General features: G+C 60.0%; 24 protein-coding genes. 10 read left to right on the top strand and 14 right to left on the bottom strand.

Features of this window, described 5'->3' with window-relative positions; translation table 11 throughout:
- Positions 1-4: 4 nt before the first annotated feature.
- Positions 5-1,471, bottom strand: a complete 1,467-nt coding sequence (locus GOW60_RS03070) for a leucyl aminopeptidase (protein WP_171228177.1) — start codon at positions 1,469-1,471, stop codon at positions 5-7.
- Positions 1,472-1,700: 229 nt separating this feature from the next.
- Here GOW60_RS03070 and lptG point away from each other — a divergent pair, with 229 nt between their 5' ends.
- From lptG to rsmA, 5 genes are all read left to right on the top strand, one after another.
- Positions 1,701-2,801 (top strand): LPS export ABC transporter permease LptG, encoded by a 1,101-nt coding sequence (gene lptG, locus GOW60_RS03065; RefSeq protein ID WP_171228364.1) that lies wholly within the window; start codon positions 1,701-1,703, stop codon positions 2,799-2,801.
- Positions 2,801-4,963, top strand: a complete 2,163-nt coding sequence (locus GOW60_RS03060) for an LPS-assembly protein LptD (protein WP_171228176.1) — start codon at positions 2,801-2,803, stop codon at positions 4,961-4,963. Before lptG ends, GOW60_RS03060 begins: the two co-directional genes overlap by 1 nt.
- Positions 4,954-6,207, top strand: coding sequence for a peptidylprolyl isomerase (locus GOW60_RS03055; protein ID WP_171115568.1), 1,254 nt, complete (start codon positions 4,954-4,956; stop codon positions 6,205-6,207). Before GOW60_RS03060 ends, GOW60_RS03055 begins: the two co-directional genes overlap by 10 nt.
- The gene (pdxA, locus tag GOW60_RS03050; protein WP_171228175.1) at positions 6,204-7,169 is read left to right on the top strand and encodes a 4-hydroxythreonine-4-phosphate dehydrogenase PdxA; all 966 of its coding nucleotides are present in this window, start codon (positions 6,204-6,206) and stop codon (positions 7,167-7,169) included. The genes GOW60_RS03055 and pdxA overlap by 4 nt, the downstream gene beginning before the upstream one ends.
- A gap of 84 nt (positions 7,170-7,253) precedes the next feature.
- Complete coding sequence (gene rsmA / locus GOW60_RS03045) at positions 7,254-8,096, top strand: 16S rRNA (adenine(1518)-N(6)/adenine(1519)-N(6))-dimethyltransferase RsmA (protein WP_171228174.1); 843 nt, start codon at positions 7,254-7,256, stop codon at positions 8,094-8,096.
- A gap of 54 nt (positions 8,097-8,150) precedes the next feature.
- On the opposite strand, the gene GOW60_RS03040 is transcribed toward rsmA, so the two are convergent.
- From GOW60_RS03040 to prfA, 3 genes are all read right to left on the bottom strand, one after another.
- On the bottom strand, positions 8,151-8,729 hold the full coding sequence (locus GOW60_RS03040; RefSeq protein ID WP_171228173.1) for a DUF4167 domain-containing protein: 579 nt from the start codon (positions 8,727-8,729) through the stop codon (positions 8,151-8,153).
- A gap of 241 nt (positions 8,730-8,970) precedes the next feature.
- Positions 8,971-9,816, bottom strand: a complete 846-nt coding sequence (prmC, locus tag GOW60_RS03035; RefSeq protein ID WP_171228172.1) for a peptide chain release factor N(5)-glutamine methyltransferase — start codon at positions 9,814-9,816, stop codon at positions 8,971-8,973.
- Positions 9,813-10,868, bottom strand: a complete 1,056-nt coding sequence (gene prfA / locus GOW60_RS03030) for a peptide chain release factor 1 (protein WP_171228363.1) — start codon at positions 10,866-10,868, stop codon at positions 9,813-9,815. Before prfA ends, prmC begins: the two co-directional genes overlap by 4 nt.
- Positions 10,869-10,930: 62 nt before the next feature.
- Between prfA and GOW60_RS03025 the strand changes: the two genes are divergently transcribed.
- Positions 10,931-11,212: a hypothetical protein gene (locus GOW60_RS03025; RefSeq protein ID WP_152458207.1), complete on the top strand. Its 282-nt coding sequence runs from the start codon at positions 10,931-10,933 to the stop codon at positions 11,210-11,212.
- Positions 11,213-11,227: 15 nt separating this feature from the next.
- Here GOW60_RS03025 and GOW60_RS03020 read toward each other — a convergent pair whose 3' ends face one another.
- From GOW60_RS03020 to GOW60_RS03005, 4 genes are all read right to left on the bottom strand, one after another.
- The gene (locus GOW60_RS03020) at positions 11,228-11,629 is read right to left on the bottom strand and encodes a DUF1499 domain-containing protein (protein ID WP_171167798.1); all 402 of its coding nucleotides are present in this window, start codon (positions 11,627-11,629) and stop codon (positions 11,228-11,230) included.
- A 66-nt stretch (positions 11,630-11,695) separates the two neighbouring features.
- Positions 11,696-12,643 (bottom strand): agmatinase, encoded by a 948-nt coding sequence (speB, locus tag GOW60_RS03015; RefSeq protein ID WP_171228171.1) that lies wholly within the window; start codon positions 12,641-12,643, stop codon positions 11,696-11,698.
- 87 nt (positions 12,644-12,730) lie between these two features.
- Complete coding sequence (speB, locus tag GOW60_RS03010; RefSeq protein ID WP_152458210.1) at positions 12,731-13,699, bottom strand: agmatinase; 969 nt, start codon at positions 13,697-13,699, stop codon at positions 12,731-12,733.
- A 12-nt stretch (positions 13,700-13,711) separates the two neighbouring features.
- Positions 13,712-14,875: a M20 aminoacylase family protein gene (locus GOW60_RS03005; protein WP_171228170.1), complete on the bottom strand. Its 1,164-nt coding sequence runs from the start codon at positions 14,873-14,875 to the stop codon at positions 13,712-13,714.
- 66 nt (positions 14,876-14,941) lie between these two features.
- On the opposite strand from GOW60_RS03005, the gene mazG reads away from it, so the two are divergent.
- From mazG to GOW60_RS02990, 3 genes are read left to right on the top strand one after another with little or no spacing between them, the layout of a single operon-like run.
- The gene (mazG, locus tag GOW60_RS03000) at positions 14,942-15,808 is read left to right on the top strand and encodes a nucleoside triphosphate pyrophosphohydrolase (RefSeq protein ID WP_171228169.1); all 867 of its coding nucleotides are present in this window, start codon (positions 14,942-14,944) and stop codon (positions 15,806-15,808) included.
- A 54-nt stretch (positions 15,809-15,862) separates the two neighbouring features.
- Complete coding sequence (locus GOW60_RS02995) at positions 15,863-16,804, top strand: nucleoside hydrolase (protein ID WP_171228168.1); 942 nt, start codon at positions 15,863-15,865, stop codon at positions 16,802-16,804.
- The gene (locus tag GOW60_RS02990) at positions 16,801-17,250 is read left to right on the top strand and encodes an N-acetyltransferase (protein WP_171228167.1); all 450 of its coding nucleotides are present in this window, start codon (positions 16,801-16,803) and stop codon (positions 17,248-17,250) included. Before GOW60_RS02995 ends, GOW60_RS02990 begins: the two co-directional genes overlap by 4 nt.
- Here the strand turns inward: GOW60_RS02990 and GOW60_RS02985 are convergent.
- The 5 genes from GOW60_RS02985 to GOW60_RS02965 form a co-directional block, all read right to left on the bottom strand.
- A complete protein-coding gene (locus GOW60_RS02985; protein ID WP_171115544.1) occupies positions 17,247-17,411 on the bottom strand; it encodes a hypothetical protein in 165 nt (54 codons plus the stop codon). The two genes, GOW60_RS02990 and GOW60_RS02985, sit on opposite strands and share 4 nt — an antisense overlap.
- 501 nt (positions 17,412-17,912) lie before the next feature.
- Positions 17,913-19,187: a phosphopyruvate hydratase gene (eno, locus tag GOW60_RS02980; RefSeq protein WP_171228166.1), complete on the bottom strand. Its 1,275-nt coding sequence runs from the start codon at positions 19,185-19,187 to the stop codon at positions 17,913-17,915.
- Between the two features lie 136 nt (positions 19,188-19,323).
- Positions 19,324-20,202 carry a DMT family transporter gene (locus tag GOW60_RS02975; RefSeq protein ID WP_171228165.1) on the bottom strand — a complete coding sequence of 293 codons (879 nt, stop codon included), beginning with the start codon at positions 20,200-20,202 and terminating at the stop codon, positions 19,324-19,326.
- 133 nt (positions 20,203-20,335) lie between these two features.
- Entirely contained in the window at positions 20,336-20,749 is a 414-nt protein-coding gene (locus GOW60_RS02970) for a Fur family transcriptional regulator (RefSeq protein ID WP_152458216.1), read from the bottom strand.
- A 65-nt stretch (positions 20,750-20,814) separates the two neighbouring features.
- Positions 20,815-21,537 (bottom strand): endonuclease/exonuclease/phosphatase family protein, encoded by a 723-nt coding sequence (locus tag GOW60_RS02965; RefSeq protein ID WP_152458217.1) that lies wholly within the window; start codon positions 21,535-21,537, stop codon positions 20,815-20,817.
- A 166-nt stretch (positions 21,538-21,703) separates the two neighbouring features.
- Between GOW60_RS02965 and GOW60_RS02960 the strand changes: the two genes are divergently transcribed.
- Positions 21,704-22,663, top strand: coding sequence for a DMT family transporter (locus GOW60_RS02960; RefSeq protein WP_171228164.1), 960 nt, complete (start codon positions 21,704-21,706; stop codon positions 22,661-22,663).
- Positions 22,664-22,677: 14 nt separating this feature from the next.
- Here the strand turns inward: GOW60_RS02960 and GOW60_RS02955 are convergent, their stop codons facing one another.
- Positions 22,678-24,096 carry a YdiU family protein gene (locus GOW60_RS02955; RefSeq protein ID WP_171228362.1) on the bottom strand — a complete coding sequence of 473 codons (1,419 nt, stop codon included), beginning with the start codon at positions 24,094-24,096 and terminating at the stop codon, positions 22,678-22,680.
- Positions 24,097-24,181 lie beyond the last annotated feature (85 nt).

The following is a 24,181-nucleotide window of genomic DNA, read 5'->3' as shown; positions in this document are numbered from 1 at the left end:
TCGCTTACTCGAAATTGTCCTGCACGAACCGGCTCAGCGCGCGCACACCCCAGCCCGTGGCACCTTTGGGCGCATAGGATGTCTCGGACGACACCGAGGCCACACCCGCGATATCCAGATGGATCCAGGGCGTATCCTCTTTCACGAAACGTTGCAGAAACTGCGCCGCCGTGATCGAACCCGCCGGACGGCCACCGACGTTCTTCATGTCGGCGATGCGCGATTTGAGCAGCTTGTCATAGGCATCGCCCAACGGCATCCGCCACGCACCTTCATCCTCGGCCCGGGCCGATTTCAGGAAGGCGTCACAGAATGTGTCATTGTTGGAAAACACACCTGCATTCTCATGACCCAGCCCGATGATGATCGCCCCGGTCAGGGTGGCCAGATCGATCATGCCCACCGGTTTGAACCGCTCCTGCGCGTACCACATCACGTCGCACAGAACCAAACGGCCTTCGGCATCGGTGTTGATGATCTCGACCGTGTCGCCTTTCATCGACTTGACCACATCGCCCGGACGGGTGGCATGGCCCGAAGGCATGTTCTCGACAAGCCCGACAAGGCCCACCACATTGGCCTTGGCCTTGCGCTTGGCCAACGCGCGCATCGTGCCCGCGACAACTCCGGCACCGCCCATGTCCATGGTCATGTCTTCCATGCCACCGGCCGGTTTCAGCGAAATGCCACCAGTGTCGAAAACCACGCCCTTGCCCACCAAGGCCAAGGGCGCATCGTCCTTGTCGCCGCCATTCCAGTGCATCACCACGACTTTGGACGGGCTGGCAGAGCCCTGCCCGACGCTCAGCAAAGTGCGCATGCCCAGTTCAGCCAGCTTGCCCTCTTCCAGAACTTCGACTTCAAGGCCCAGCTCCTGCATCTCGACAAGACGATCGGCAAATTCCGTGGTCGTCAGAACATTTGCAGGTTCGTTGGTCAGATCACGGGTCATCCGCACGCCGTCGGCAATCGCGTATAGCGGTGCAAACTCTGCTTCGGCTTCCTTGGGTTTCGAATGTCCGATCGTAATCGAACCGCTGCCTTCGCTGTCCTTGGTTTTATGCGCGTTGAAATCATAACTGCGCAGCACCATGCCAAGGGCCAGGTTTTCGGTCTGCGCCTGATTGCCAACCATCACCAGCATGTCCTTGCCACCCGCTGATTTGGCCAACGCGGCACCAGCCTTGCGGGCCTCATCGGCTTCCGGGCGGCGCGGCAGCACCACGACGTCCAGCGCTTCGGCCGCAATCCCAGCCGGCCAGGCCATCGAGATGACATCGCCGGTCTTGGACTTTCCGAATTTCTCACTTTCGACAAGCCGCGCCACAGCGCCTTTCGTCAGGCGATTGGCCCGGCGCGCCGCAGGGTTCATTTTTCCGTCCGACGGAATGATAATGGCCACCCGCCCCTCGGCCTGCGCCATCGCATCCAAGTCAAACTCCTGAAAGCGGACCGGTATCAGACTGCTCATTGCAAACTCCTCGAATTCTGTACCCCAAGACCTAGCCCGCGCCGCCCGACTTGACCAGATAGCAGTTTTCCCCGCGTTTCAATTGCAGTAAGGTCCCGAAAAAATAACCGGCAGGCTCGGGGGAGAAAGACGTGACACGAGAGGGCAGGCATACGCCGTCGCGCAGGAAGACATGCATGCGCGATTTCGGCCCGTTTTCCGGCGCAAAAGGCTTGGCGGGGGCAGTCTTGTGATCCTCGACCGCTATTTCGCCCGCCGCTTTCTACAGAGCTTTATGGTCATCGGCGGTATTTTTCTGACCTTAATGATTCTCATCGATCTGATCGAACAGATCCGCCGATTTGACGAAGTCGACCTGTCCTTCGGCCAATTGTTGCACCTGACGCTTCTGAACACACCGGCCGCCATCAGTGAAATGCTGCCCCTGCTGGTCATTCTGTCCACCATCGCTTTGTTCGTAGGGCTGGCACGGACCTCTGAACTCGTGGTGACCCGCGCCACGGGTCGCTCGGGTATCCGCGCACTGGTCGCGCCAGCGGCGCTGGCCCTGATCATCGGTGCGCTTGCAGTGGCATTGCTAAACCCCATCGCTGCGGCCACATCCCAGGAATTCCAACGCCTGTCCGATTCCTATCGCAACAACGGAAGTTCAGCGCTTTCGATCAGCAGCGAAGGCCTTTGGCTGCGTCAATCGGCGGAAAACGGACAGGCCGTCATCCATGCCCGGGGCACCTCGAACGGGGATACGCTGGGCCTGGACGACGTGACCATCATCACCTTTGCGCGCGATGGCAAACCCACCCAGCAGATCGTCGCCGACAGGGCCGTGCTGGAAGACGGAAACTGGGTCCTGTCGCGGGCCAAGATCTGGAATTTGCAGAACGGGCAGAACCCCGAAACCAGTTCGGTGGAGCATGAACGGCTGGAGTTGCCGACCTCGCTGACCCGGCAGCGCATTCTGGACACTCTGGGGCAACAGGATTCAGTGTCGGTTTTTGACCTGCCGCAACTGATCAAGGATCTGCGCGAAGCCGGGTTTTCGACCAAGCAATATGAAGTCTGGTTGCAGGTGCAACTGGCCAGGCCGCTCTTTCTGGTCTCGATGGTGCTGATCGGGGCTGCTTTCACCATGCGCCACGTTCGGTTCGGCGGTACTGGAATTGCCGTTTTGACGGCCGTACTGCTTGGCTTTGCCATCTATTTCGTCCGCAATTTTGCGCAAATCCTCGGGGAAAACGGACAATTGCCCGTCTATATCGCGGCCTGGGCGCCGCCCTTCGCCGCCATCTTGTTGTCCCTTGGCCTGCTTCTACACGCGGAGGACGGCTGATGCGGAGCATGATTTCCTTGCTGCTGACCAGCGCAATTGCGTTGTCGGCACCGACCGTTCTGGCGGCGCAAACCACGTCGGCCGAGCCTGACCCGCAAGCTGCGCAGTCACAGGCCGAACCCGCCCTTTTGGTTGCCGACAAAGTCTTTATTACACCCGATAGAAAACTGGTGGCCGAAGGCAATGTCGAAGCCTTTCAGGGTGATACCAAGCTGTCAGCCCAACGTGTCACCTATGACCGGGAAACGGGTGAGCTGACGCTCGAGGGACCTATTCGCATTGATCAGGGGGGCCAGTCGACCCTTCTGGCCGATTCCGGACAGCTGGACAGCGGTATCCAAAACGGTCTGCTGATCGGTGCTCGGATGGTTTTCGATCAGCAGATCCAGATTGCCTCGGTTCAGGCGAAACGGGCAGCGGGCCGCTATACGCAATTCAGCAAGGTCTCGGCCACTTCCTGCCATGTCTGCAACAACGGTAAGCCACCCCTTTGGCAGATCCGCGCCCGCAAGGTCACACATGACCAGTTGGAGCGGCAATTGTACTTTGAAGGCGCGCAGCTTCGCGTGCTTGATTATCCGGTATTCTATTTCCCGTATCTGCGCTTGCCGGATCCGACATTGGAGCGCGCAACCGGCTTTCTTGTGCCGTCGATCCGCAGCACCTCACAACTGGGAACGGGGGTTCAGGTTCCCTATTTCTTCAAGCTGGGCGACCATAAGGATCTGACCTTGACGCCGTACCTGTCGGGCAAGACCACGACGCTGGGGTATCGATATCGCCAGGCGTTCGTGAACGGGCGCATTCAGCTTGAAGGGGCCTATACCCGTGATGATGTCCAGCCCGATCAGGATCGCGGTTATCTGTTCGCCAGCGGTTGGTTCAACCTGAAGAACGATTTCCGGCTGACATTCGCTCTGCAAACCACCTCGGACGACGCCTATCTGGCTGACTACGGGCTGCCGGGCCTGGATCGTTTGCGCAGCGAGATAGCGCTGGAACGGATCAAACGCGACACCGCGTTCAAAACAAGCCTGATCCATTACAAAACTCTGCGTGAAAGTGAAAATCAGGACGAAATCCCATCCCGAGTCTTCGACCTGAACTATGAAAAGCGATTCTTCCCTGGCGCGCTTGGCGGCGAAGTGCGGCTGGCTTTTATCGGCCACGCACATGAACGCACCAGCGACGCCGATATCGTTGGCCGTGACATAACAAGGGCAACTGTTGATGCCGAATGGTTGCGAAGCTGGACATTTGCATCGGGCCTTCGCGCGGACGCGACGGTGGGCGCATCGGTGGATACGTTCAATATTCGCCATGACAGCAACTTTCCCAGCAATGTGACCCGCTCGACCCCGCGCGCGGCTTTGACGCTTCGCTATCCGATGACCCGTCGCGAAAAGATCGGCGCGGTTCAGCTTCTGGAACCGATCGCGCAGTTGGGATGGACCAATGTCTCGGACACTGATGTGCCAGATGATGAAAGCACGTTTCAGGAATTCGATCAGGGTAACCTGCTGGCCCTGTCCAGATTCCCTGCGGAAGATCAGCGCGAAGACGGTGCCACCGGGGTCATCGGTCTGAACTGGGCCCGCTATGGTGCAGACGGACAGCAAGCGCTTGTAACGGTGGGTCAGGTGTTTCGGGCGGATGCCGACCCGAATTTCACCCTGACATCCGGGTTGCAGGGCACCACGTCCGACTTGCTGGTGGCGGGGCAAATCACCACGGCTAACGGTTGGTCACTCGGCGGGCGTGGTTTGATCGACAGCGATTTCAGTTTCGTCAAAGCTGAATTGCGCGGCGCCTGGGCATCCGAATTTGCCGGCTTGTCTGGAAGCTATATCTGGCAGGAAGAGGATCCGGCGGAAAACATTGCGGATGAAATCTCGGAAATCTGGCTTCTGGGCCGCTATCAAGTCGACCAGAACTGGCTTACGAATGCCGAGGCACGCTATGATCTGAACCAGTCAGAGCCAATCCGGCTGGGGCTTGGTGTAACCTACCAGAATGAATGTGTTCAGGTTAACATGTCCGTAAGCAGACGCTTTACTTCAACATCCACTATTGAGCCTTCGACAGAATTCGGCTTTACCCTATCGCTGACAGGATACGCCCTTGAAGGCGGTGGTAACACATACAAGAGAAAATGCAGTTGATATCAGGTTTCTCCAGGTTTCTTCGTTCCGGTTGGCACAAACCGGTCACGCCGGCACTGGCCGCCGTTTTCCTCGCTTTTTCAGCGCCGCAGGTCAGCGCCCAGAGCCTGTTCTCGCCAGCGATCCGCGTGAATCAGGATATCGTCACCTGGTACGAACTGGAACAACGCCTGCAATTCCTGAATGTTCTGGGCCTGCCCGGCGGCAATGAAGCTGACGTCAGAGAAGCCCTGATCGAAGAAAAGTTGCGCAAGCAGGCCATGCGTGAAGCAGGCGTGGAAGCTGCGCCGGAAGCCGTACAACTGGGTATCGACGAGTTCGCCTCGCGCGGGCAATTGTCCACCGAACAATTCCTGCAACTTTTGGGTGAGGCAGGCGTCGACCCGGAAACTGTCCGTGATTATGTTGCAGATCAGCTGGCCTGGCGCGACTATATCAGCTCGCGCTATCTGTCGCAGGCCCGTCCGACCGAAGACGAGATTGATCGCGCGCTGGGACAGACCGGTGGCGGCGGTCTTCAGGTTTTGCTGTCCGAGATCATCATCCCGGTGAACCCGCAAACCGTTGCACAGACCGAATTGCTGGCGGAAGAAATCTCGCGACTTGAAACTATCGAAGCGTTTTCAGCCGCAGCGGCGCAATATTCCGGAGCCGCAACGCGCAACGAAGGCGGACGACTGGACTGGCTGAATATCTCCAACCTGCCGCCTGCCTTGCAGCCGGTTATTCTTGGGCTCCAGAACGGCGAGATCACTGACCCCATCAGTTTGCCAAACGCCGTTGCCCTGTTTCAGTTGCGCGGATTGCGCGAGGTGGCGACCGCTGCGCCGCGGATTTCCAAGCTAGATTATGCTGCCTATTACCTGCCGGGTGGTCGCAGCGCCGAGACCCTGGCACGGGCTGCCGCCCTGCGGGAGGAGATCGACACCTGCGATGACTTGTATGGAATCGCCAAAGATCAACCCGTCGAAGTCCTGGACCGTATCGAAGCCAGCCCTTCAGAAGTACCACGCGATTTCGCCGTAGAGCTGGCCAAGCTGGATCGCTTCGAGGTGTCAACAAACCTGACCCGCAACAACGGGCAGACGCTGGTGTTCTTGATGCTGTGCAACCGAGTCCGCGACCTGGGCGAAGACACCTCGCGGGCGGATGTCGCGAATGCACTGGCGCAGCAGCGGCTACAGGCCTTTGCGTCCAGCTTGGTAGAGCAGCTGCGGGCTGACGCCACCATTGTTCAGGAATGACACGCCCGATTGCGCTCAGCTGCGGTGAACCGGCCGGGATCGGCCCTGAAATCGCGGCCAAAGCATGGGCCGAGCTGCGCCAAACCTGCCCGTTTTTCTTTATCGGCGATGCCAGCCACCTGCCCGCTGGCACGCCCATTGCGAAAATCCAATCCCCTTCGGATGCTGTTGCAGTCTGTGATCAGGCCTTGCCCGTTCTGCAACTGAACTTCCCTGCTGCAAACATGCCCGGTCAGCCAGACCCGGCCAATGCCCCATCGGTGATTGATGCCATCGAAACCGGCGTCGATCTTGTGAAAGCCGGGGCAGCGGCCGCTCTGTGCACCGCGCCCATTCACAAGAAGGCCCTGATCGACGGGGCCGGGTTTACCTATCCCGGCCATACCGAGTTTCTGGCCGCGCTGTCGGGCACCCGCCGGGTTGTCATGATGCTGGCCAGCGACCAGTTGCGGGTTGTCCCGGCGACAATCCACATTCCCTTGGCGCAGGTTCCCGCCGCGCTGACGCCCGACCTGCTGCGCGAGACGATCGAAATCACCGCGCGCGGCCTGCGCGACCAGTTTGGCATACAGCACCCCCGCATCGCCATAGCCGGCCTGAACCCCCATGCCGGCGAAGGCGGCAAAATGGGCCGCGAAGAGCTTGACTGGATCGCCCCAATGCTGGCCGATCTGAACCCGGAAGGTGCGACCCTGACGGGACCCCACCCTGCGGATACGCTGTTCCATGCCGCTGCCCGCGCCCGCTATGACGCGGCGATCGCAATGTATCATGATCAGGCGCTGATCCCGATCAAGACACTGGATTTCGACCGGGGTGTGAACGTCACCCTTGGCCTGCCCTTCATCCGCACGTCGCCAGATCACGGCACTGCACTGGATATCGCCGGGAAAGGCATCGCCAATCCAACCAGCCTGATCGAAGCTCTGAAGCTTGCCCAACGCATGGCAAAAGGCTCTTGATCCTTCATCTGGCTGAAAATATCCCCGCCGGAGGCTTAAAACTTCTGGCGCTGCCCCTGCGGCCTGCGTCACGGTAATCGGATCATGAGTGCTATCGACAATCTCCCCCCTCTGCGCGAGGTCATCGCCACACATCAACTCTCGGCGCGCAAATCCCTGGGTCAGAACTTCCTGCTGGACCTCAACCTGACCGCCAAAATCGCCCGTCAGGCTGGCGATCTTGCAGAATGCGACGTACTGGAAATCGGCCCCGGTCCTGGTGGCCTCACCCGAGGGCTCCTGTCCGAAGGCGCACGCAAGGTCGTGGCGGTTGAAAAAGACACCCGCTGCATCGCCGCCCTGAACGACATCGCCGCCGCCTATCCCGGAAGGCTGGAGGTCATCAATGGTGACGCGCTCGAGATCAACCCGCTGGAACACCTGACCCCGCCAATCCGCATCGCAGCCAACCTTCCATACAACGTCGGCACCGAACTGCTGGTACGCTGGCTGACACCCCCGGAATGGCCCCCCTTCTGGCAGAGCCTGACGCTGATGTTCCAACGCGAAGTGGCCGAACGCATCGTGGCCCGGCCGGGCAGCAAGGCGTATGGCCGCCTCGCCATCCTTGCCCAATGGCGGGCCGAGGCGCGTATCGCCATGTCCCTTCCCCCCGGCGCCTTCACCCCTCCGCCCAAAGTCTCCAGCGCGGTGGTCCACCTGACCGCCCTGCCAGAACCGCGCTATCCTGCTGACGCCGCGACCCTGTCGCGTGTGGTGGCCTCTGCCTTCAATCAACGCCGCAAAATGCTGCGCGCCTCGCTCAAAGGCGTTGCCCCGGATATCGAGGATCGCTTGCGGGCCGCAGGTATCCAACCCACTGAACGGGCCGAGCAGGTTCCGCTTGAAGCGTTCTGTGCCCTGGCGCGCGAAATCCAGAAACCCTGATCACAAAAAAGCCCCGAGGCTTGACCTCGGGGCTTTGCAAGTTCTGATGCCGGCTTATTCAGCCGCTTCCGGTGCGTCGCCATCCGTTTTGGGCGCATCTTCAGCCGCTGGCGCCGGTTTGGGTTTGCGTGCCCGCGGTTTGCGCGCAGGCTTTTCCTTCTTCTCAGCTGCCGGGGCTTCGGCCCCTTTGCTTTCCGGTGTCTCGACCAGACCGCTTTCCGGAGCAGCGTCCGGTACCGCGAAATCCATTACGTCCGGCTGCGGCGCTTCGGCGGGATCGGCCTGCCGGGCCGCTTCACGTTCCTGGCGCTCAGCGCGCTCACGATCACGCTCGGCCTGGCGTTCGCGGTTCTGGCGTTCCTGCTCTTCGCGGCGCGCTTCAATCTCGCGCTGCGCCTCACTCAGCATGCGCAGGTAATGTTCCGCGTGCTGTTGGAAGTTTTCCGCCGCAACGCGGTCGTTTGACAGCTGAGCGTCACGCGCCAGCTGATTGTATTTATCAATGATTTGCTGCGGCGTGCCACGCACCTTGCCTTCAGGACCCGAGCTGTCAAAAACCCGGTTTACGACGTTACCGCCGGAAGGGCGATTGCGGTTGTTCTTGGCCCGCGAGCGGGATTTGGAAGATCTCATCTTACTTTACGTCAGCCTTATCAATGCGCTGTCGCTCAACCCGTGTTTTGCACTGCTCTGAGGCGTTTGCCGTGACGGGATGTCGACTTTTTTGGGCTTGGCGTCAGGGGTGCGCTGCAACAGCGTCAACCTCGCCGACTAATCCTGAGTAAACATGTCCTGACCGTGCAGACAAGAGGAATCTCGAATTTTCACACGCTTTTTTACTCGGGGCAGCGTTTTTTGGCCTCAGACACCAGTTTCAACCCGGCATCTTCGCGCCGACAACCCGGTCACGCCCGTCCAGATCGGGGATTACGCGAATATCCGCCAAACCCGCCGCATCAAACAAGGCAGACACCAGATTTGCCTGTGTCGGGCCAATTTCCACAAGTATTCGCCCGCCTGGCAGCAGGTAATCCGGGGCCGAGGCCGCAATCTGCCGATACGCGCCCAGCCCGTCCCCTTCATCGGTCAGCGCGATGCGCGGCTCGTGCTCCCGCACTTCGGGCGAAAGATCCTCCATTTCGGTTACGGAGATATACGGTGGGTTGGAAACAATCAGGTCAAACTGGCCTTCAATGTCTTCGAACCAGTTTGACTGCGCAATCTCGGCTCGTCCTTGCACCTTGTGGAGCACGGCATTGGCGCTGGCCTGAAGACATGCGGCTTCACTCAGGTCGACCCCAAGGCCCGAAGCGCTGGTGCGCTCCGCAAGCAGGGTGACCAGAATGCAGCCCGACCCGACGCCAAGGTCCAATACATGGTCGAAAGGTTCGCTCAGCGCGGCCTCGATCAGGGTTTCAGTCTCGGGGCGTGGGTCCAGAACATCGGAACTGACGCGAAACCTGCGCCCATAGAACTCGCGTTCGCCCAGCAGATGAGACACCGGCACCCGAATGGCGCGTAGGGAAACCAACTGGTCATAGCGTTCCGCGATTTCGGGTTGCAATTCTTCCGGGGCAATCAGTGTCACCCGGCTGGCTTCTATCCGTGCGGCATGGGCCAACAACAGGCGCGCATCCCGCGCCGGGTCATCCACGCCTGCGGCCCTCAGACGCGCGGTTGCGGCCACCATGGCCTGCGCTGCTGTTTGCAGCCCCATCATAGCGCCATCTCGGCCAACAACCGGGCCTGATCATCCGCCGTCAGCGCGTCAATCACTTCGTCCAGATCCCCCTGCATCACCTGATCCAGTTTATAGAGCGTCAGGTTGATCCGGTGATCCGTCATCCGCCCCTGTGGGAAATTATAGGTGCGAATGCGTTCCGAACGATCCCCCGATCCCACCTGGCTGGCGCGATCCGCTGAGCGTTCGCTGTCGATCCGCTGCCGCTCGAGGTCATAAAGCCGCGTTTTCAGCACCTGCATGGCGATCTCGCGGTTGCGATGCTGGGACTTCTCGGAGCTTGTGACCACCAAGCCCGTCGGAATATGCGTGATCCGCACCGCCGAGTCGGTGGTGTTCACGTGCTGCCCGCCCGCGCCGGAACTGCGCATCGTGTCGATACGGATGTCATTGGCGTCTATCTGGATGTCGACATCCTCGGCCTCGGGCAGTACCGCCACCGTCGCCGCCGAGGTGTGGATGCGCCCGCCGCTTTCGGTTTCGGGCACGCGCTGCACACGGTGCACGCCGGATTCGTATTTCAGCCGGGCAAAGACGTTGTCGCCCTTGATATGGGCCACCACCTCTTTGATCCCGCCCAGATCAGAAGCCTGTTCTTCGATGATCTCGAACTGCCACCCGCGGGCCTCGGCATAGCGTTGATACATACGCAACAGATCGCCCGCGAACAAAGCGGCCTCGTCCCCGCCGGTACCGGGGCGAATTTCCAGCATTGCCGGCCGCGCATCCGCCGCATCCTTCGGCAGCAGCGCCAGTTGCAGCGCGTGTTCCGCCTCGGGGATGCGCGATTGCAGGTCCGGAATTTCCTCTTCGGCCAATTCCTTCATATCCGGGTCGGCCAGCATCGCCTCGGCCTCAGCCAGGTCTGCCACCAGCTGGCGCCAGGCCATGATCTGATCGACCACGGGCTTGAGGTCGGAATATTCCTTGGCCAAGGCCGCAATATCGCCGCCCGATGCGCCATCCGCCATGGCTGCTTCGAGGTATTGGAAACGCTGGGTGATCTGTTCAAGACGTTCTTCGGGGATCATCCCGGCGGTGTCTATCATCCGAGGGCTTTGGTCAAGGGCCACGTCGTGCTAAGCTTGCTGTCATGAAACGGATTTTGCTTGCCCTGCTGCTGACGTCCACGCCCGTTTTCGCCGATTACATCGGCCCCGACGGCAAGACCCGCGATTGCTATTGCACCGACACGTCCGGGTCTCGCATCGAACTGGGTGAGATGATCTGCCTGCAAGTCGACGGCCGCATGTTCACGGCACAATGCCAGATGTCCCTGAACGTGCCCATGTGGCGCGAGGTGCAGGAGGGGTGTTTATCGTCCGGGTTGCAGAGCGATCCAGTTGATCACTTTGAACAGGATGAGGCGTCCTGAGCGCCGGTAGAACAGTTACATCTGCTCCAACCACCCATCAACCCGAGCCTTGTTCACACCGAAATCCCTGCGGCCAAACCGCAAACGGCCATGGATGCGCAGCGTGTCGCCGTCCTGCTGAACAGTGGTATAGTCGGGGAAACCGATCCATTTCGTGCGAGTGACATAGGTGATCATGCCCTCATCGACCGAACCTGCCAAAACCGAGGTGCGCGGCGTGGCGCGGGCGATCCGATCGAGCTTTTGCAACCCTTCCGGGCCGGTTGCAACAACGCGCAGAACGCCACCCGGCAAGTCCTGATCAACCTCTGCAACCGGTGCAATATGCCATTGGGCCGGCGCAGACGGGGCCAGCCGGATGTAAGCGCCCAGCCCAAGCACCAGCGCGATCACTGCCCACAGAACCATCTTTTTCATCCCGCTTTACCCTCTTGCAGAAACCCTATGCGGATCAAGCGCCGGGGCAAGCCGTTCCGGGGCGGTTTACCGTGACGTCACCCCCGGCAGGATGCACAGCATCTCGTAGATCAGGTTGGCTGCCGTCAGGGCCGTGTTGCCGGACGGGTCATACGGAGGTGAAACCTCGACCAGATCACACCCCACCACATTCACATCCTGCAACGCGTGGATCAGTTGCAGCGCCTGCGGCGTGGTCAGCCCGGCAATCTCTGGCGTACCTGTGCCCGGTGCAAAGGCCGGGTCCAGGCTGTCGATGTCATAGGTGACATAGACCGGATGATCCCCGATGATCTTGCGGATCTGAGAGCCGATCTGCGTCAGGTTCTGCTGCCACAACTCCCAGGCCGGGAACTGGCGGAAGCCCCAATCCCTGGCTTCGGTGAAATCCGAAGCCGCATAACCCGATCCGCGAATGCCGATCTGAAAGGTCTTGTCGGGGACAATCAGCCCCTCTTCATAGGCGCGGCGGAAGACGGTTCCGTGGGTCTCTTTCTCGCCGAACATCTCGTCATTCACATCCGCATGGGCATCCACATGCACCAGAGCCACCGGCCCATGCTTTGCCGCAATGGCCCGCAGGATCGGCAGGGTGATCGAGTGATCGCCCCCCATCGCCACCGGGGTCACGTTCTTTGCCAGGATCGCATCATAGCTTTCCCTGATGATCCTCAGGCTGTCCGCAAGCGAAAAGGTGTTGATCGCCAGATCCCCGATGTCGGCGATTTGCAAGCTGTCGAACGGAGCCGCCGAGGTGGCCATGTTGTAGGGCCTTATCATCGCGCTTTCGCTGCGGATCTGTTTGGGTCCGAACCGGGTGCCCGATCGCCACGAGGTGCCGATATCCATCGGAATTCCCAGAACCGCCACATCCAGCCCCGCCAGCGAGCCTGCCTGGGGCAGGCGCATAAACGTATTCGGCCCCGAAAACCGCGCCAGATCATTGCCGCTGACCGGTTGATTGAATTCAGTCATGCGCGTTGTATCCCCATCCCTTCAACTTTCTTTACCCAGCACATACCGGCAGTATGGCTAACCAATGGTTAATGCGCGTCCAAACGGTTATGTTTTTGCCAGCTTGTTCCACCCCAACAGGCAGACGATCTGCGTCGCCACATGCGCCCCCGCAATCGCCGTGGCGCCGGATGTATCGAACGGCGGAGACACCTCGACCACGTCGCCGCCCTTGATGTTGATCCCGGCGATGTCGCGCAGGATGATCTGCGCCTGAATGGAACTCAAACCACCCCAGACCGGTGTCCCCGTACCCGGTGCAAAGGCCGGGTCCAGCCCGTCGATGTCAAAGCTCAGATAGACCGGGCTGTCGCCCAGAATGCCCTTGATCTTCTGCGCCACGGCAGCGGGGCCGGATTCGTAGACCTCGCGTGCGTCGATGATGTTGACGCCCAGCGTGTCCTCGTTGGTGGTGCGGATTCCCACCTGGACCGAGCGTTTCGGATCCACGATCCCCGACTTCACCGCCTTGTAGAACATGGTGCCGTGGTCCACCCGGCTCATGTCGTCATCGGCCCAGGTGTCGGTATGGGCATCGAACTGCAACAGCGACATCGGCCCGTATTTCTCGGCATAGGCCTTGAGGATCGGAAAGCTGATATAGTGATCGCCCCCCAGCGTGACCGAGGCCACATCCGCCGCCAGAATGGTGCGGATATGGTCGGTCAGCGTGTCTGGAAAGGCGGGAATGTTGGCATAGTCATAGGCCATGTCGCCGTAGTCGATGATCGCCAGCTCGCTGAGCGCATCGAAGGGCCAGCCATAAGGGGCATCGGGCGATTGCAGCGCGCTGGCCTCGCGGATCGCACGCGGTCCAAGACGGGTGCCCGGGCGGTTGGTCACCGCCTGATCAAACGGCACGCCGGTCACGGCGATGTCGGCGCCGGTCAGGTCCTTGGTGTACAGCCGGCGCAGAAACGAGGTCGCCCCGCCAAAGGTGTTTTCATAGGACAGCCCTTTGAGGTCCGGATTGGTGAATGCCTCATCCACCTGGTTCTTTGCGTCTTCCAGTGCCATTTCGCTCTCCCATCAGCCCAACGGCTGCGCCTTTTCCACGATCCGAGCGAAGAACGATGCCCCCACCGGCGCGATATCATCATTGAAGTTGTATTTCGGATGATGCAGCCCGGCACCCTCACCCTGCCCCAGGAACAGATAGGCCCCCGGCCGCGACTGCAACATGTATGAAAAATCCTCGGCCCCCATGTCGCGTCCCATAGTGTCGACCACCCGCTCAGGCCCCGATACTTCGCGCGCGACGGCCGCGGCAAAGGCTGCCTTTTCGGCATCGTTGATCGTCGCCGGATATCCCACCTGATATTCCAGCCGTGCCTCGACACCGTAAGACGCGGCCTGCCCCTGAACGATCTGCTCCATCCGCTCCATCACCATTTTCTGCACCGAAGGATCGAATGTACGAACCGTGCCGTTCAGATAGGCGGTGTCCGGGATCACGTTGTTCACCGTTCCGGCATGGATCTGAGTGACCGAAACAACGAGGTCTTCCACCGCATAGTGGTTGCGGCTGACGATGGTCTGGATTGCCTGCGCAATGCCGCAGGCCGCCATGACCGGGTCACGGGTCTGATGTGGCATGGCGCCATGGCCGCCGACGCCTTGGATATGAATCTCGAACGTATCGACCGCCGCCATGATCGGCCCCGGCGTCGTGTGGAACGTACCTTCCGGGTTTCCCGGATCGTTGTGGATGCCATAGACCTCAGAGATCCCGAACCGCTCCATGATGCCTTCTTCGACCATGACGCCCGCGCCGCCGCCCTCTTCTTCGGCCGGTTGAAAGATCAGGGCCACGCGGCCGCTGAAATTTCGCGTCTCGGCCAGATACCGCGCCGCGCCCAGCAGCATTGTGGTGTGCCCGTCATGCCCGCAGGCATGCATCTTTCCGGGATTCTTAGATGCATAGTCGACGCCTGTTTCTTCGGTGATCGGCAATGCATCCATATCCGCACGCAGGCCAATGGTCGGGCCGTCGCCCTGCCCGTTGATGATCGCGACCATCCCGGTCTTTGCGATCCCTTCATGCAATTCATCAACCCCGAATTCACGCAGACGCTCGGCCACAAACGCGGCAGTCTCAAAGCACTCGAATTCCAACTCGGGTATCGTATGCAGATATTGGCGCCATCTGGTCATATCGGCAGAGAAATCGGCAATTCGGTTGACGACGGGCATCTGGGGTGGACTCCTGATCGGGACTGCGGGATGGATGCATCTGACACCGGAATGAAAGGGTTCGCAATGGCCGATAATCCTCTGATCCATGACAGTGACGCAGGGATCGAACGTCTGCTGGAAATCATGCGCCGCCTGCGTGATCCGCAAACCGGCTGCCCGTGGGATATCGAACAGGATTTCGCCACCATCGCGCCCTATACGATCGAAGAGGCCTACGAGGTCGCCGACGCCATCGAGCGCGAGGCCTGGGACGAGCTGAAGGGCGAGCTGGGCGATCTGCTGTTCCAATCCGTCTTCCACGCTCAAATGGCGGAAGAAGCGGGATATTTCACCTTTCAGGACGTGGTTCGCACCATGTCCGACAAGATGGTGGCCCGGCATCCGCATGTCTTCGGTGACGAATCCCGCGACAAATCCGCCGAACAGCAGACCAAGGACTGGGAAGCCATCAAGGCCGCCGAACGTGCGGGCAAGGAACAGAAAGGCGCGCTGGACGGTGTCGCCGCCAACCTGCCAGCCCTGCTGCGGGCGCATAAGCTGCAAAAGCGGGCCGCGCGCGTAGGGTTCGACTGGCCCGATGCCAGCCACGTTCTGGCCAAGATCACCGAAGAAGCCGCCGAACTGGAAGAGGCGCGTGACAAGATGGACGCGGATGCGCTTGAGGATGAGTTCGGCGATCTGCTGTTCGTGATGGTCAATCTGGGCCGCCACCTGGGTATCGAACCCGAATCCGCCCTGCGCCGCACCAATGCCAAGTTCACCCGTCGCTTTGAACAGGTCGAGGCCCGGCTGGCCGAACGGGGAAAGACCCCCTCGCAAAGCGATCTGGCCGAGATGGATGCGCTCTGGGACGAGGTCAAAAACGAAGAGCATCGCGCCAACGGCAAACTCCCGCCGGTTGACGTCATGGCCGCACCCAGAAACGGGTAGACAAGGCACCCGACACTTGCGAGTGTCCCACCTTCACGACCACCGGAGACACCCATGCCCCCTCGCAAGATCATCATCGACACCGATCCCGGACAGGACGATGCCGTCGCCATCCTGCTGGCGCTGGCCAGTCCGGAGGACATCGAGGTTCTTGGCATCACGGCGGTCGCAGGCAACGTGCCCTTGGAGTTGACCGCCAAGAACGCTCGGATCGTGTGCGAACTGGCGGGCCGGACCGACATACCTGTCTATGCGGGCTGCGACAGACCGTTGAACCGCCCGCTGGTCACGGCCGAGCATGTGCATGGCAAGACAGGTCTGGATGGCCCGGACCTGCCCGATCCGCAGATGCCGCTGACCGAGGGGCACGCGGTGGATTTCATCATCGACACCCTGCGCGCTGAAGAACCGGACACGGTAACACTTTGCCCGCTGGGGCCACTGACAAATATCGCGACCGCGTTCAGCAAGGCTCCGGACATAGTGGACCGGGTACAGGAAATCGTTTTGATGGGCGGAGCGTATTTCGAGGTCGGCAACATCACCCCGACAGCTGAATTCAACATTCACGTCGATCCAGAAGCCGCTGATATCGTTTTTAAATCAGGCAGACCTATCGTGGTCATGCCGCTGGATGTCACGCATAAGGCGCTGGTCACCCAACCCCGCAATGATGCGTTCCGTGCGCTGGGAAACAAAGTCGGAATCGCTGTCGCCGAGATGACCGATTTCTTTGAGAGGTTCGACAAGGAAAAATACGGCAGCGCGGGTGCGCCTTTGCACGACCCTTGCGTGACCGCCTATCTGATCCGGCCCGAGCTGTTTTCAGGCCGTCATGTGAATGTCGAGATTGAAACCCAGTCCGAGCTGACAATGGGCATGACCGTCGCCGATTGGTGGGGCGTAACCGACCGCGCGCCCAATGCGCTGTTCATTGGGGAAATCGACGCCGACGGCTTCTTCAATCTTTTGACGGAAAGGTTGGCAAGATTATGAGCGCCGCCCTGCGCCTGGCGCGCCTCGAAGACCTGGATCGTCTGATGGCACTGGTCACCGCCTTCCATACCGAGGCCGGATTGACGCAAGACCCGGACCAGACCCGAAATGCTCTGACACCCCTGCTCGAGGGTATTCCCCATGGCTGTGTCTATCTGATCGGCCCCGGACGGGCGCCGTTGGGCTACATCATTTTGACCTTCGGCTGGTCCGTCGAATTCGGCGGGATGGACGGTTTCGTGGACGAAATCTATATCCGACCCGCTGTTCGCGGCCGCGGCATCGCGACCGAAGTTCTGCTGGCACTGCCCAAAGCTTTGTCCGAAGCCGGGCTGACTGCCCTTCATCTGGAAGTCGACCGACACAACGAAGCCGCTCAGAAAATCTATCTGCGCACCGGGTTCAAACCACGCGACAGATATATGCTGATGAGCAAGTTGCTTTAACGAGACTCGCCGCGGAAGATATTGGCCGGGTTCATGTCCTGTACCGGGTCATTCGCCGAGACCGGGTCTCCGGTAATTGGGTAGGTTCCCGGACCCGCGCAGGCGGAAAGAACTGTGACGGAAGCTGCTGCGATTACCAGAAGGAATTTGGATACAGACATCGTGGTCTCCTTTCTGCAATGCATCCAGATTAGATCACGTGCCTGTGATTTACTTAGTAACAAGTTCACACATAATGTGATTTTTGCATTCTTTTTTGATACAAAAGGGCCATTGCAATACGCCTGCGAAACAAAAACCATTGAAATGATTGCGTAATCCGGATCACACCTCTTTCGCGAAAAGATCCAAGATTTCTTGAAAACTTTCAACTTCAACTGCAAGCAGGCCCGGCAATCTTAAACCCAAAGAAGGATCGAACCAGAGAGGTTCAATCAAGGGTGGATATCAGCTGAAGTCGTGTTTCCCGCCGCAACTTTCACCGGGATCGTCCGGAAGATGCTGGTTCAAGGCCCATTAAACGCTTGAATCCAAGAGGTCCGAAGGGTCAACAACGCCAATTGATCAATCACAGGGGTTACGGCGCGGGCGGCGGAACGACCGCTTGACGGATCAGAGACCGGACTTTGAAAAATGGGGGCCGTTGGCCCCCAATTCCATGCTTATTTCAGGATCGACGCGCCGGCGTATTCGGCCACTTCCCCCAGCGACTCCTCGATGCGGATCAGCTGGTTGTATTTCGCCAACCGGTCCGATCGTGCAAGCGAGCCGGTTTTGATCTGACCACAATTGGTGGCAACCGCCAGATCGGCAATGGTCGCGTCCTCGGTCTCGCCCGAACGGTGCGACATCACGTTGGTGTAGCGCGCGCGGTGTGCCATATCGACGGCGCGCAGGGTTTCCGTCAGCGAGCCGATCTGATTCACCTTGACCAGCATCGAGTTCGCGCAGCCACGCTCGATCCCCTCGGCCAGACGTTCCGGGTTGGTCACGAACAGGTCGTCGCCGACCAACTGCACCTTGTCGCCGATGGCGTCGGTCAGGGCCTTCCAGCCGTCCCAGTCATCCTCGGACATACCATCTTCGATCGAGATGATCGGGTAGTCTTTGACCAGCGCCGCCAGATAGGCAGCGTTTTCCTCGGACGTCAGGGTCGTGCCCTCACCCGACAGAACATATTTGCCGTCTTTGTAATACTCGGTCGCCGCGCAATCGAGCGCCAGATGGATTTCCTCACCCGGCTTGTAGCCCGCCTTTTCGATGGACTTCAGAATGAAATCCAATGCTTCACGGGTCGAGGCGATGTTGGGGGCAAAACCGCCCTCGTCGCCCACACCGGTCGCCAGACCCGCGCCTGACAGTTCCTTTTTCAGCGTGTGGAACACCTCGGACCCCATGCGCACTGCTTCGCGAATGTTCGCGGCGGCGGTCGGCATGATCATGAATTCCTGAATGTCGATCGGATTATCGGCGTGCTCACCCCCGTTGATGATGTTCATCATCGGAACCGGAAGAACGCGCGCCGAAGTACCGCCAACATAGCGATACAGAGGCTGCGTGGTGAAATCCGCCGCCGCCTTGGCCGTCGCCAGCGAGACACCCAGGATAGCGTTCGCGCCCAGACGGCCCTTGTTCTCCGTCCCGTCGAGTTCAATCATCGCCTGATCGATGGCCACCTGCTCGGTCGCGTCAAAGCCCACCAGTTCTTCGGCGATCTCGCCGTTAACGGCAGCAACCGCTTCCAGCACGCCCTTGCCCATGTAACGAGATTTGTCACCATCGCGCTTTTCCACCGCCTCGTAGGCGCCGGTCGACGCCCCTGAAGGCACAGCGGCGCGGCCCATGGTGCCGTCTTCCAGAATCACGTCTACTTCGACCGTCGGGTTGCCCCGGCTGTCCAGTATTTCGCGTGCGTGGATGTCGATGATCGTGCTCATGATACGGGTCCCTGTGACTGCGGTCGGTTGCACGCGTCATAACAGCAACCGGCCAAAAGTAAACCGGTTCCGTTAACGCTAACACGCATATTCACGGACATTTAGGGCTAACAATTCGCTGTTTGCGCCAACAGGGTCAGGCAGGTGCCAATTCGCGCGCCAGACGCCGTTCGCGGACAAAGGTATAAAGACCCGAACCGATGATCAGGGTCGCCCCCGCCATTGTCAGCGCATCAGGGCGTTCACCGAACACCAGCATTCCAGCAAGGATAGAGAACACCAGGCGCGTGTACCGGAACGGCATCAGGGCCGAGGCTTCGCCCACCCTCATCGCAGTGACAATGCCGTAATAGCCCAGCACGCCAAATCCGATCGCCCCAGCATAAGGGCCCGTTTGACCGGCTTGAACCGGCACGAAGGATGCCCCGGACATGACCATCAGAAGCAGGCCGGCCACAGCCACCGCAATATAGGCCTGCATCGCAACAACGGATGAAGCCACGCGTGGGTCCAGCTTGCGGGTAATCAGATCGCGCGCCGCAATTGCGACCACGGACAACACCACAAACAGGGATTCGGGCCGAAAGCCCTCCATCCCCGGGCGGATGATCATCAAAACACCGACAAAGCCGACGCCAATCGCGCTCCAGCGACGCCAGCCGACCTGCTCTCCAAGAAACAGGGCCGCCCCCATGGTGACGACCAGCGGCATGGCCTGAAACACGGCCGCAACGGTGGACAGGTCGATCAGCGACAACGCCGTCACGAACGCCACCGCGCCAAAGCCTTCGGTCGCAGCGCGGATCAATGGCAGGGTTTTCCATGCCACGGGGTCAAAGATCCGCTTTCGGGTGACCACTGACATCGTGGCAAACACGAGCCCGCAAAACACACCCAGAAACACCATGATCTGCCCTGTCGGCACAGAGCCGGACAGGAGCTTGATGAACATGTCCTCAAGTGCAAAGGCCGCCATCGACCCGATGAGCAGCAGGATGCCGTTTACGTTGTTCATTTGCGCGTCCGTTGGAAAGGGCACATCTGGTGCCTGTAGATGCACAACAACCTCAACCAACGGCATCTGGCAAGACAATTCCCGTCACGCCTGATGAATTAAAGTGAGGGCATCAATCGCGTTTCGTGATAGGTCAGTCCTTTTCCAGCGGGACGCCATACAGCTCCAACCGGTGCCCCTTCAGCTTGTACCCAAGCTTCGCGGCGATTCTTTCCTGCAGGGCTTCGATCTCGGGGTCGACGAATTCAATTACCTCTCCTGACTGCATGTCGATCAGGTGGTCGTGATGATCGCGCTCGGCGTCCTCGTACCGGGCCCGTCCGTCGCCGAACTCAAGGCGTTCCAGAATACCAGCCTCTTCGAACAGTTTGACCGTGCGATAGACCGTTGCAATGGAAATGCCTTTGTCCACGGCAGACGCCCGCGCATAGAGTTCCTCGACATCCGGGTGGTCGTCGCTCTGTTCCAGCACCTGCGCGATGACCCTTCTTTGACCGGTCATGCGCAGCCCCTTGGCTTCACAACGCCCAATAATCGTTTCCGACATGATGCCCCTCAGACTTGCTCGGGTGTCTGTCTTAATATGTCTGCGCAGGTTTCGCTACAGGGATTTCACCTCTTGCGACCTTCTGATCTGGCGCGCGTCAGATCGGCCCAGACCGGCAGGTGATCAGATGCGATATGCGCGGGACGTGTGTCGTGAACACCGTGCGCCACGGCCTGTATTCCGCTGCCCAGCGCGATCCGATCCAGCGCGCCCAGGGGCTGCGCGGCGGGAAAACTTGGTCTGGGGGGCAGAAACCGCATTTCGGGGACCAGATGATCCAGAACTGGCTGACGTGACCACTCGTTGAAGTCACCGGCCCAAACAGTCGGCATCTGGTCCATGTCCCAATCGTTCCGCCGAATGTGTAAAATCTGCTGTCGCCGCGACGCTGGCAGCAGTCCCAGATGCATACCCATCACGCGCAAGGGCCCGATATGGGTGTCGAACTCGACCCGAACCGCCCCGCGCGGCTCCAGCCCCGGCAACTCGTGATGCCCTTTTCGGCGGACCGAGATCCCCTCTCCGCGCCAGATCACCGCGTTGCCGTGCCAGCCCAGACTTCCCGCGCCGCCCAGATCGACGATCTGCCATCCCGCCTCATCCAACATGAAATGCGGCAGCGCGGCCGGACGGGGCGGCAGGCGTTTGTCGGCCTCCTGCAACACCACGATATCCGCTTTCATGTTTTCGATGACTTGCAGAATACGCTGGGGCTGACGCCGGAAATCCAACCCGACGCATTTCTGAATGTTGTAGCTTGCGATACGCAGCGTGGACGAAGTTGGCATGAGGGCTTGACCAAATGAATTGACCCTAAAGTGCCATGCCTGACGTGAGGCGCAACCCCTGTGCTCGGTTTCCTGCTGCGACAATTCCGATACGACACCCGCCCCCGGCAATCTGCCTGCTATTTCGGCGATTGAAACGTGACTGATATCAAAGCGAAGGTTCCGCTTGATCCCCGGCCCTGCAACGCTCTATCCCGATGCGGTGACGACAACGCATCGCAGCCAAAGCGGGGCCCGCATGAGCCTGAGCCAGACCCAACCCGACAACAGCACCCGGGCCAGTATGGTTTTGGTGACAGGCGGCGCGCTGTGGGGCCTTTATTGGATTCCGGTGCGGTTTTTCTACGATCAGGGCCTGACCGGCCCGTGGTCAGGGATCGCGATGTACTGCGCGGCCCTGATTGCGTTGATCCCCTTTGTCTGGCCCGACAGGCGCATGCTGGCCCGGCAATGGCGCGATCTGATGCTCAGCGGAATGTTCACAGGGGCTGCATTCAGCCTGTATTCGATCAGCCTTGTTTACACCGACGTCGCCCGCTCGATCCTGTTGTTCTATCTCACTCCGATCTGGGGCACGATTCTGGGCGTCGTATTTCTGAAAGAACGCCTGAGCGTGATGCGCCTTATGGGCCTGATCTGCGGGCTTGGCGGGCTGTTTGTCGTGCTCGGAGACGCCGGATTCGTGCCATGGCCGCAGAACTTGGGCGACTGGTTGGCGCTAGCATCGGGCATATGCTGGGCATTGGGCACACTGGGCCTTTACAAGGCTGGCAGCATGACCATCTCGGGTCAGGTCTTTGCCTTTGTGATTGGCGCGTTGTTGCTGTCGCTTGTCAGCCTGCTGATGCTTGGGGGCCAAACCCTGCCGAACATCACAAGCGAAGAGTCGATCCGCATAGCGGGATACGCGCTGCTGTCGGCCTTTTATGTCCTGCCCATGATCTACATGACCATCTGGCCAGCAACCAAGCTGTCCCCCGCAAAGGTCGGTCTGCTGCTGATGAGCGAGGTTGTCGTTGGCATCGCGTCGGCCGCCGCCCTGTCAGGAGAACCATTTGGCCTGCGGGAATTTCTGGGCGCCACCCTGATCGTCAGCGCTGCGGTGTTGGAAATCCTGCGGAAATAGATGCAGGCCTCGCGTCACGTCCCGCAGAATGTTGCATGGACCACCTCATTTTCGGCCGGAGGACGCCTCAGGTCTTCCGCATCCCCCTGATCCTCGTACGGTCGTGCCAACACAGCGTTCAACCGGTCGAAGGGCGCATAGTCGCCCTGCACCGCCGCCTGGATCATCTGTTCGATCCGGTGATTGCGCGGAATGAATGCAGGGTTTGCGGCGGCCATCACCTCCTGTGGCGTCGCTTCGTGCGCCAACCGTGCGCGCCAGTCTTTTTCGCAGGTGTCAAACGCTGCCGGGTCAAGGAACTGATCCCGCGCCGTGCCGCCGCCCAGCGCCCGGAAGGTATTGGTGAAATCCGCCTGCCCCTCGGCCATGCGCTTCAGAAGATCGGTGATCAGTTCCTGATCGCCCTCGTCTGCGGTTGCCAGTCCGATCTTCGCCCGGAACCGGGACAACCAGTTCTGTTGCAGCAGGTCCGGCATCGCGTGGACGATCTCGGTCGCCTCTTCCACAGCGGCCTCTTTGTCGTCCATCTGCTGGATCAAGGCCGTTGCCAACTGCGCGAGGTTCCACACCGCGATATCGGGCTGGTTCGAATAGGCATAACGACCCATCCGGTCGATCGAGCTGTAGACGGTGTTGGGGTGATACGTGTCCATGAACGCACATGGGCCATAGTCAATGGTCTCACCCGCGATCGAGCAGTTGTCGGTATTCATCACGCCATGGATGAACCCAACGCTCATCCATTGTGCAATCAAACCGGCCTGCGCATCGCGCACCGAACGCAACAGGCCCATCGGCCCTTCTGCCTTGGGATAATGCCGCGCAATGGCATAGTCCGTCAGGCGCTTCAGGCTGTCCATCTGCCCACGCGCTGCAAACACCTGAAAGGTCCCCACCCGCAGATGACTGGATGCAACCCGGGTCAGAACCGCTCCGGGCATCGGGCCCTCGCGAAAGACGGTCTCGCCGGTTTCCACCGCTGCCAAGGCGCGTGTGGTCGGAATGCCCAGAGCATGCATCGCCTCGGACACCACATATTCCCGCAGCACCGGCCCCAGCCAGGCCCGGCCATCGCCCCGGCGGGAAAACGGCGTAGGGCCCGAACCTTTCAGCTGGATGTCCCGGCGCACCCCGTCCTTTCCGACCGTCTCGCCCAGCAACACCGCACGTCCGTCGCCTAACTGCGGGTTGTACTGCCCGAACTGATGCCCGGAATAAAGCTGTGCTATTGGCTCGGCACCTTCGGGAATACTGTTTCCCGCAAAGGCTTCGGCCATGTCCTCGACGTCACCGGGTGAAATCCGCAGCAACCTGGCCAGATCACCGTTGAACGCAATCATCCTTGGCGCGCGCACGGGAACCGGTGACTGCCGTGCAAAGAACGCATCCGGCAGACGGGCATAAGAGTTATCGAAGGGGATTTTCAGGGTCATGTCGTAAACATATCCCTCGGACGCATGAATACCATAGCGGATCACACCGGCCCGTGCATAATCGCACCCAAACACGAGGAACCAC

Source organism: Ruegeria sp. HKCCA4008, assembly GCF_013033125.1.
Taxonomy (GTDB): Bacteria; Pseudomonadota; Alphaproteobacteria; order Rhodobacterales; family Rhodobacteraceae; genus Ruegeria.
Note: the sequence above shows the minus strand (reverse complement) of the source record. Positions and strands in the feature narration are given on the sequence as shown.

Bases quoted from the DNA above. Each gene is read 5' to 3' on its own strand.
- GOW60_RS03070 (WP_171228177.1), bottom strand. From the start codon at position 1,471: ATGAGCAGTCTGATACCGGTCCGCTTTCAGGAGTTTGACTTGGATGCG.
- GOW60_RS03060 (WP_171228176.1), top strand. From the start codon at position 2,801: ATGCGGAGCATGATTTCCTTGCTGCTGACCAGCGCAATTGCGTTGTCG.
- GOW60_RS03055 (WP_171115568.1), top strand. From the start codon at position 4,954: ATGCAGTTGATATCAGGTTTCTCCAGGTTTCTTCGTTCCGGTTGGCAC.
- pdxA (WP_171228175.1), top strand. From the start codon at position 6,204: ATGACACGCCCGATTGCGCTCAGCTGCGGTGAACCGGCCGGGATCGGC.
- rsmA (WP_171228174.1), top strand. From the start codon at position 7,254: ATGAGTGCTATCGACAATCTCCCCCCTCTGCGCGAGGTCATCGCCACA.
- GOW60_RS03040 (WP_171228173.1), bottom strand. From the start codon at position 8,729: ATGAGATCTTCCAAATCCCGCTCGCGGGCCAAGAACAACCGCAATCGC.
- prmC (WP_171228172.1), bottom strand. From the start codon at position 9,816: ATGATGGGGCTGCAAACAGCAGCGCAGGCCATGGTGGCCGCAACCGCG.
- prfA (WP_171228363.1), bottom strand. From the start codon at position 10,868: ATGATCCCCGAAGAACGTCTTGAACAGATCACCCAGCGTTTCCAATAC.
- GOW60_RS03025 (WP_152458207.1), top strand. From the start codon at position 10,931: ATGAAACGGATTTTGCTTGCCCTGCTGCTGACGTCCACGCCCGTTTTC.
- GOW60_RS03020 (WP_171167798.1), bottom strand. From the start codon at position 11,629: ATGAAAAAGATGGTTCTGTGGGCAGTGATCGCGCTGGTGCTTGGGCTG.
- speB (WP_171228171.1), bottom strand. From the start codon at position 12,643: ATGACTGAATTCAATCAACCGGTCAGCGGCAATGATCTGGCGCGGTTT.
- speB (WP_152458210.1), bottom strand. From the start codon at position 13,699: ATGGCACTGGAAGACGCAAAGAACCAGGTGGATGAGGCATTCACCAAT.
- GOW60_RS03005 (WP_171228170.1), bottom strand. From the start codon at position 14,875: ATGCCCGTCGTCAACCGAATTGCCGATTTCTCTGCCGATATGACCAGA.
- mazG (WP_171228169.1), top strand. From the start codon at position 14,942: ATGGCCGATAATCCTCTGATCCATGACAGTGACGCAGGGATCGAACGT.
- GOW60_RS02995 (WP_171228168.1), top strand. From the start codon at position 15,863: ATGCCCCCTCGCAAGATCATCATCGACACCGATCCCGGACAGGACGAT.
- GOW60_RS02990 (WP_171228167.1), top strand. From the start codon at position 16,801: ATGAGCGCCGCCCTGCGCCTGGCGCGCCTCGAAGACCTGGATCGTCTG.
- GOW60_RS02985 (WP_171115544.1), bottom strand. From the start codon at position 17,411: ATGTCTGTATCCAAATTCCTTCTGGTAATCGCAGCAGCTTCCGTCACA.
- eno (WP_171228166.1), bottom strand. From the start codon at position 19,187: ATGAGCACGATCATCGACATCCACGCACGCGAAATACTGGACAGCCGG.
- GOW60_RS02975 (WP_171228165.1), bottom strand. From the start codon at position 20,202: ATGAACAACGTAAACGGCATCCTGCTGCTCATCGGGTCGATGGCGGCC.
- GOW60_RS02970 (WP_152458216.1), bottom strand. From the start codon at position 20,749: ATGTCGGAAACGATTATTGGGCGTTGTGAAGCCAAGGGGCTGCGCATG.
- GOW60_RS02965 (WP_152458217.1), bottom strand. From the start codon at position 21,537: ATGCCAACTTCGTCCACGCTGCGTATCGCAAGCTACAACATTCAGAAA.
- GOW60_RS02955 (WP_171228362.1), bottom strand. From the start codon at position 24,096: ATGACCCTGAAAATCCCCTTCGATAACTCTTATGCCCGTCTGCCGGAT.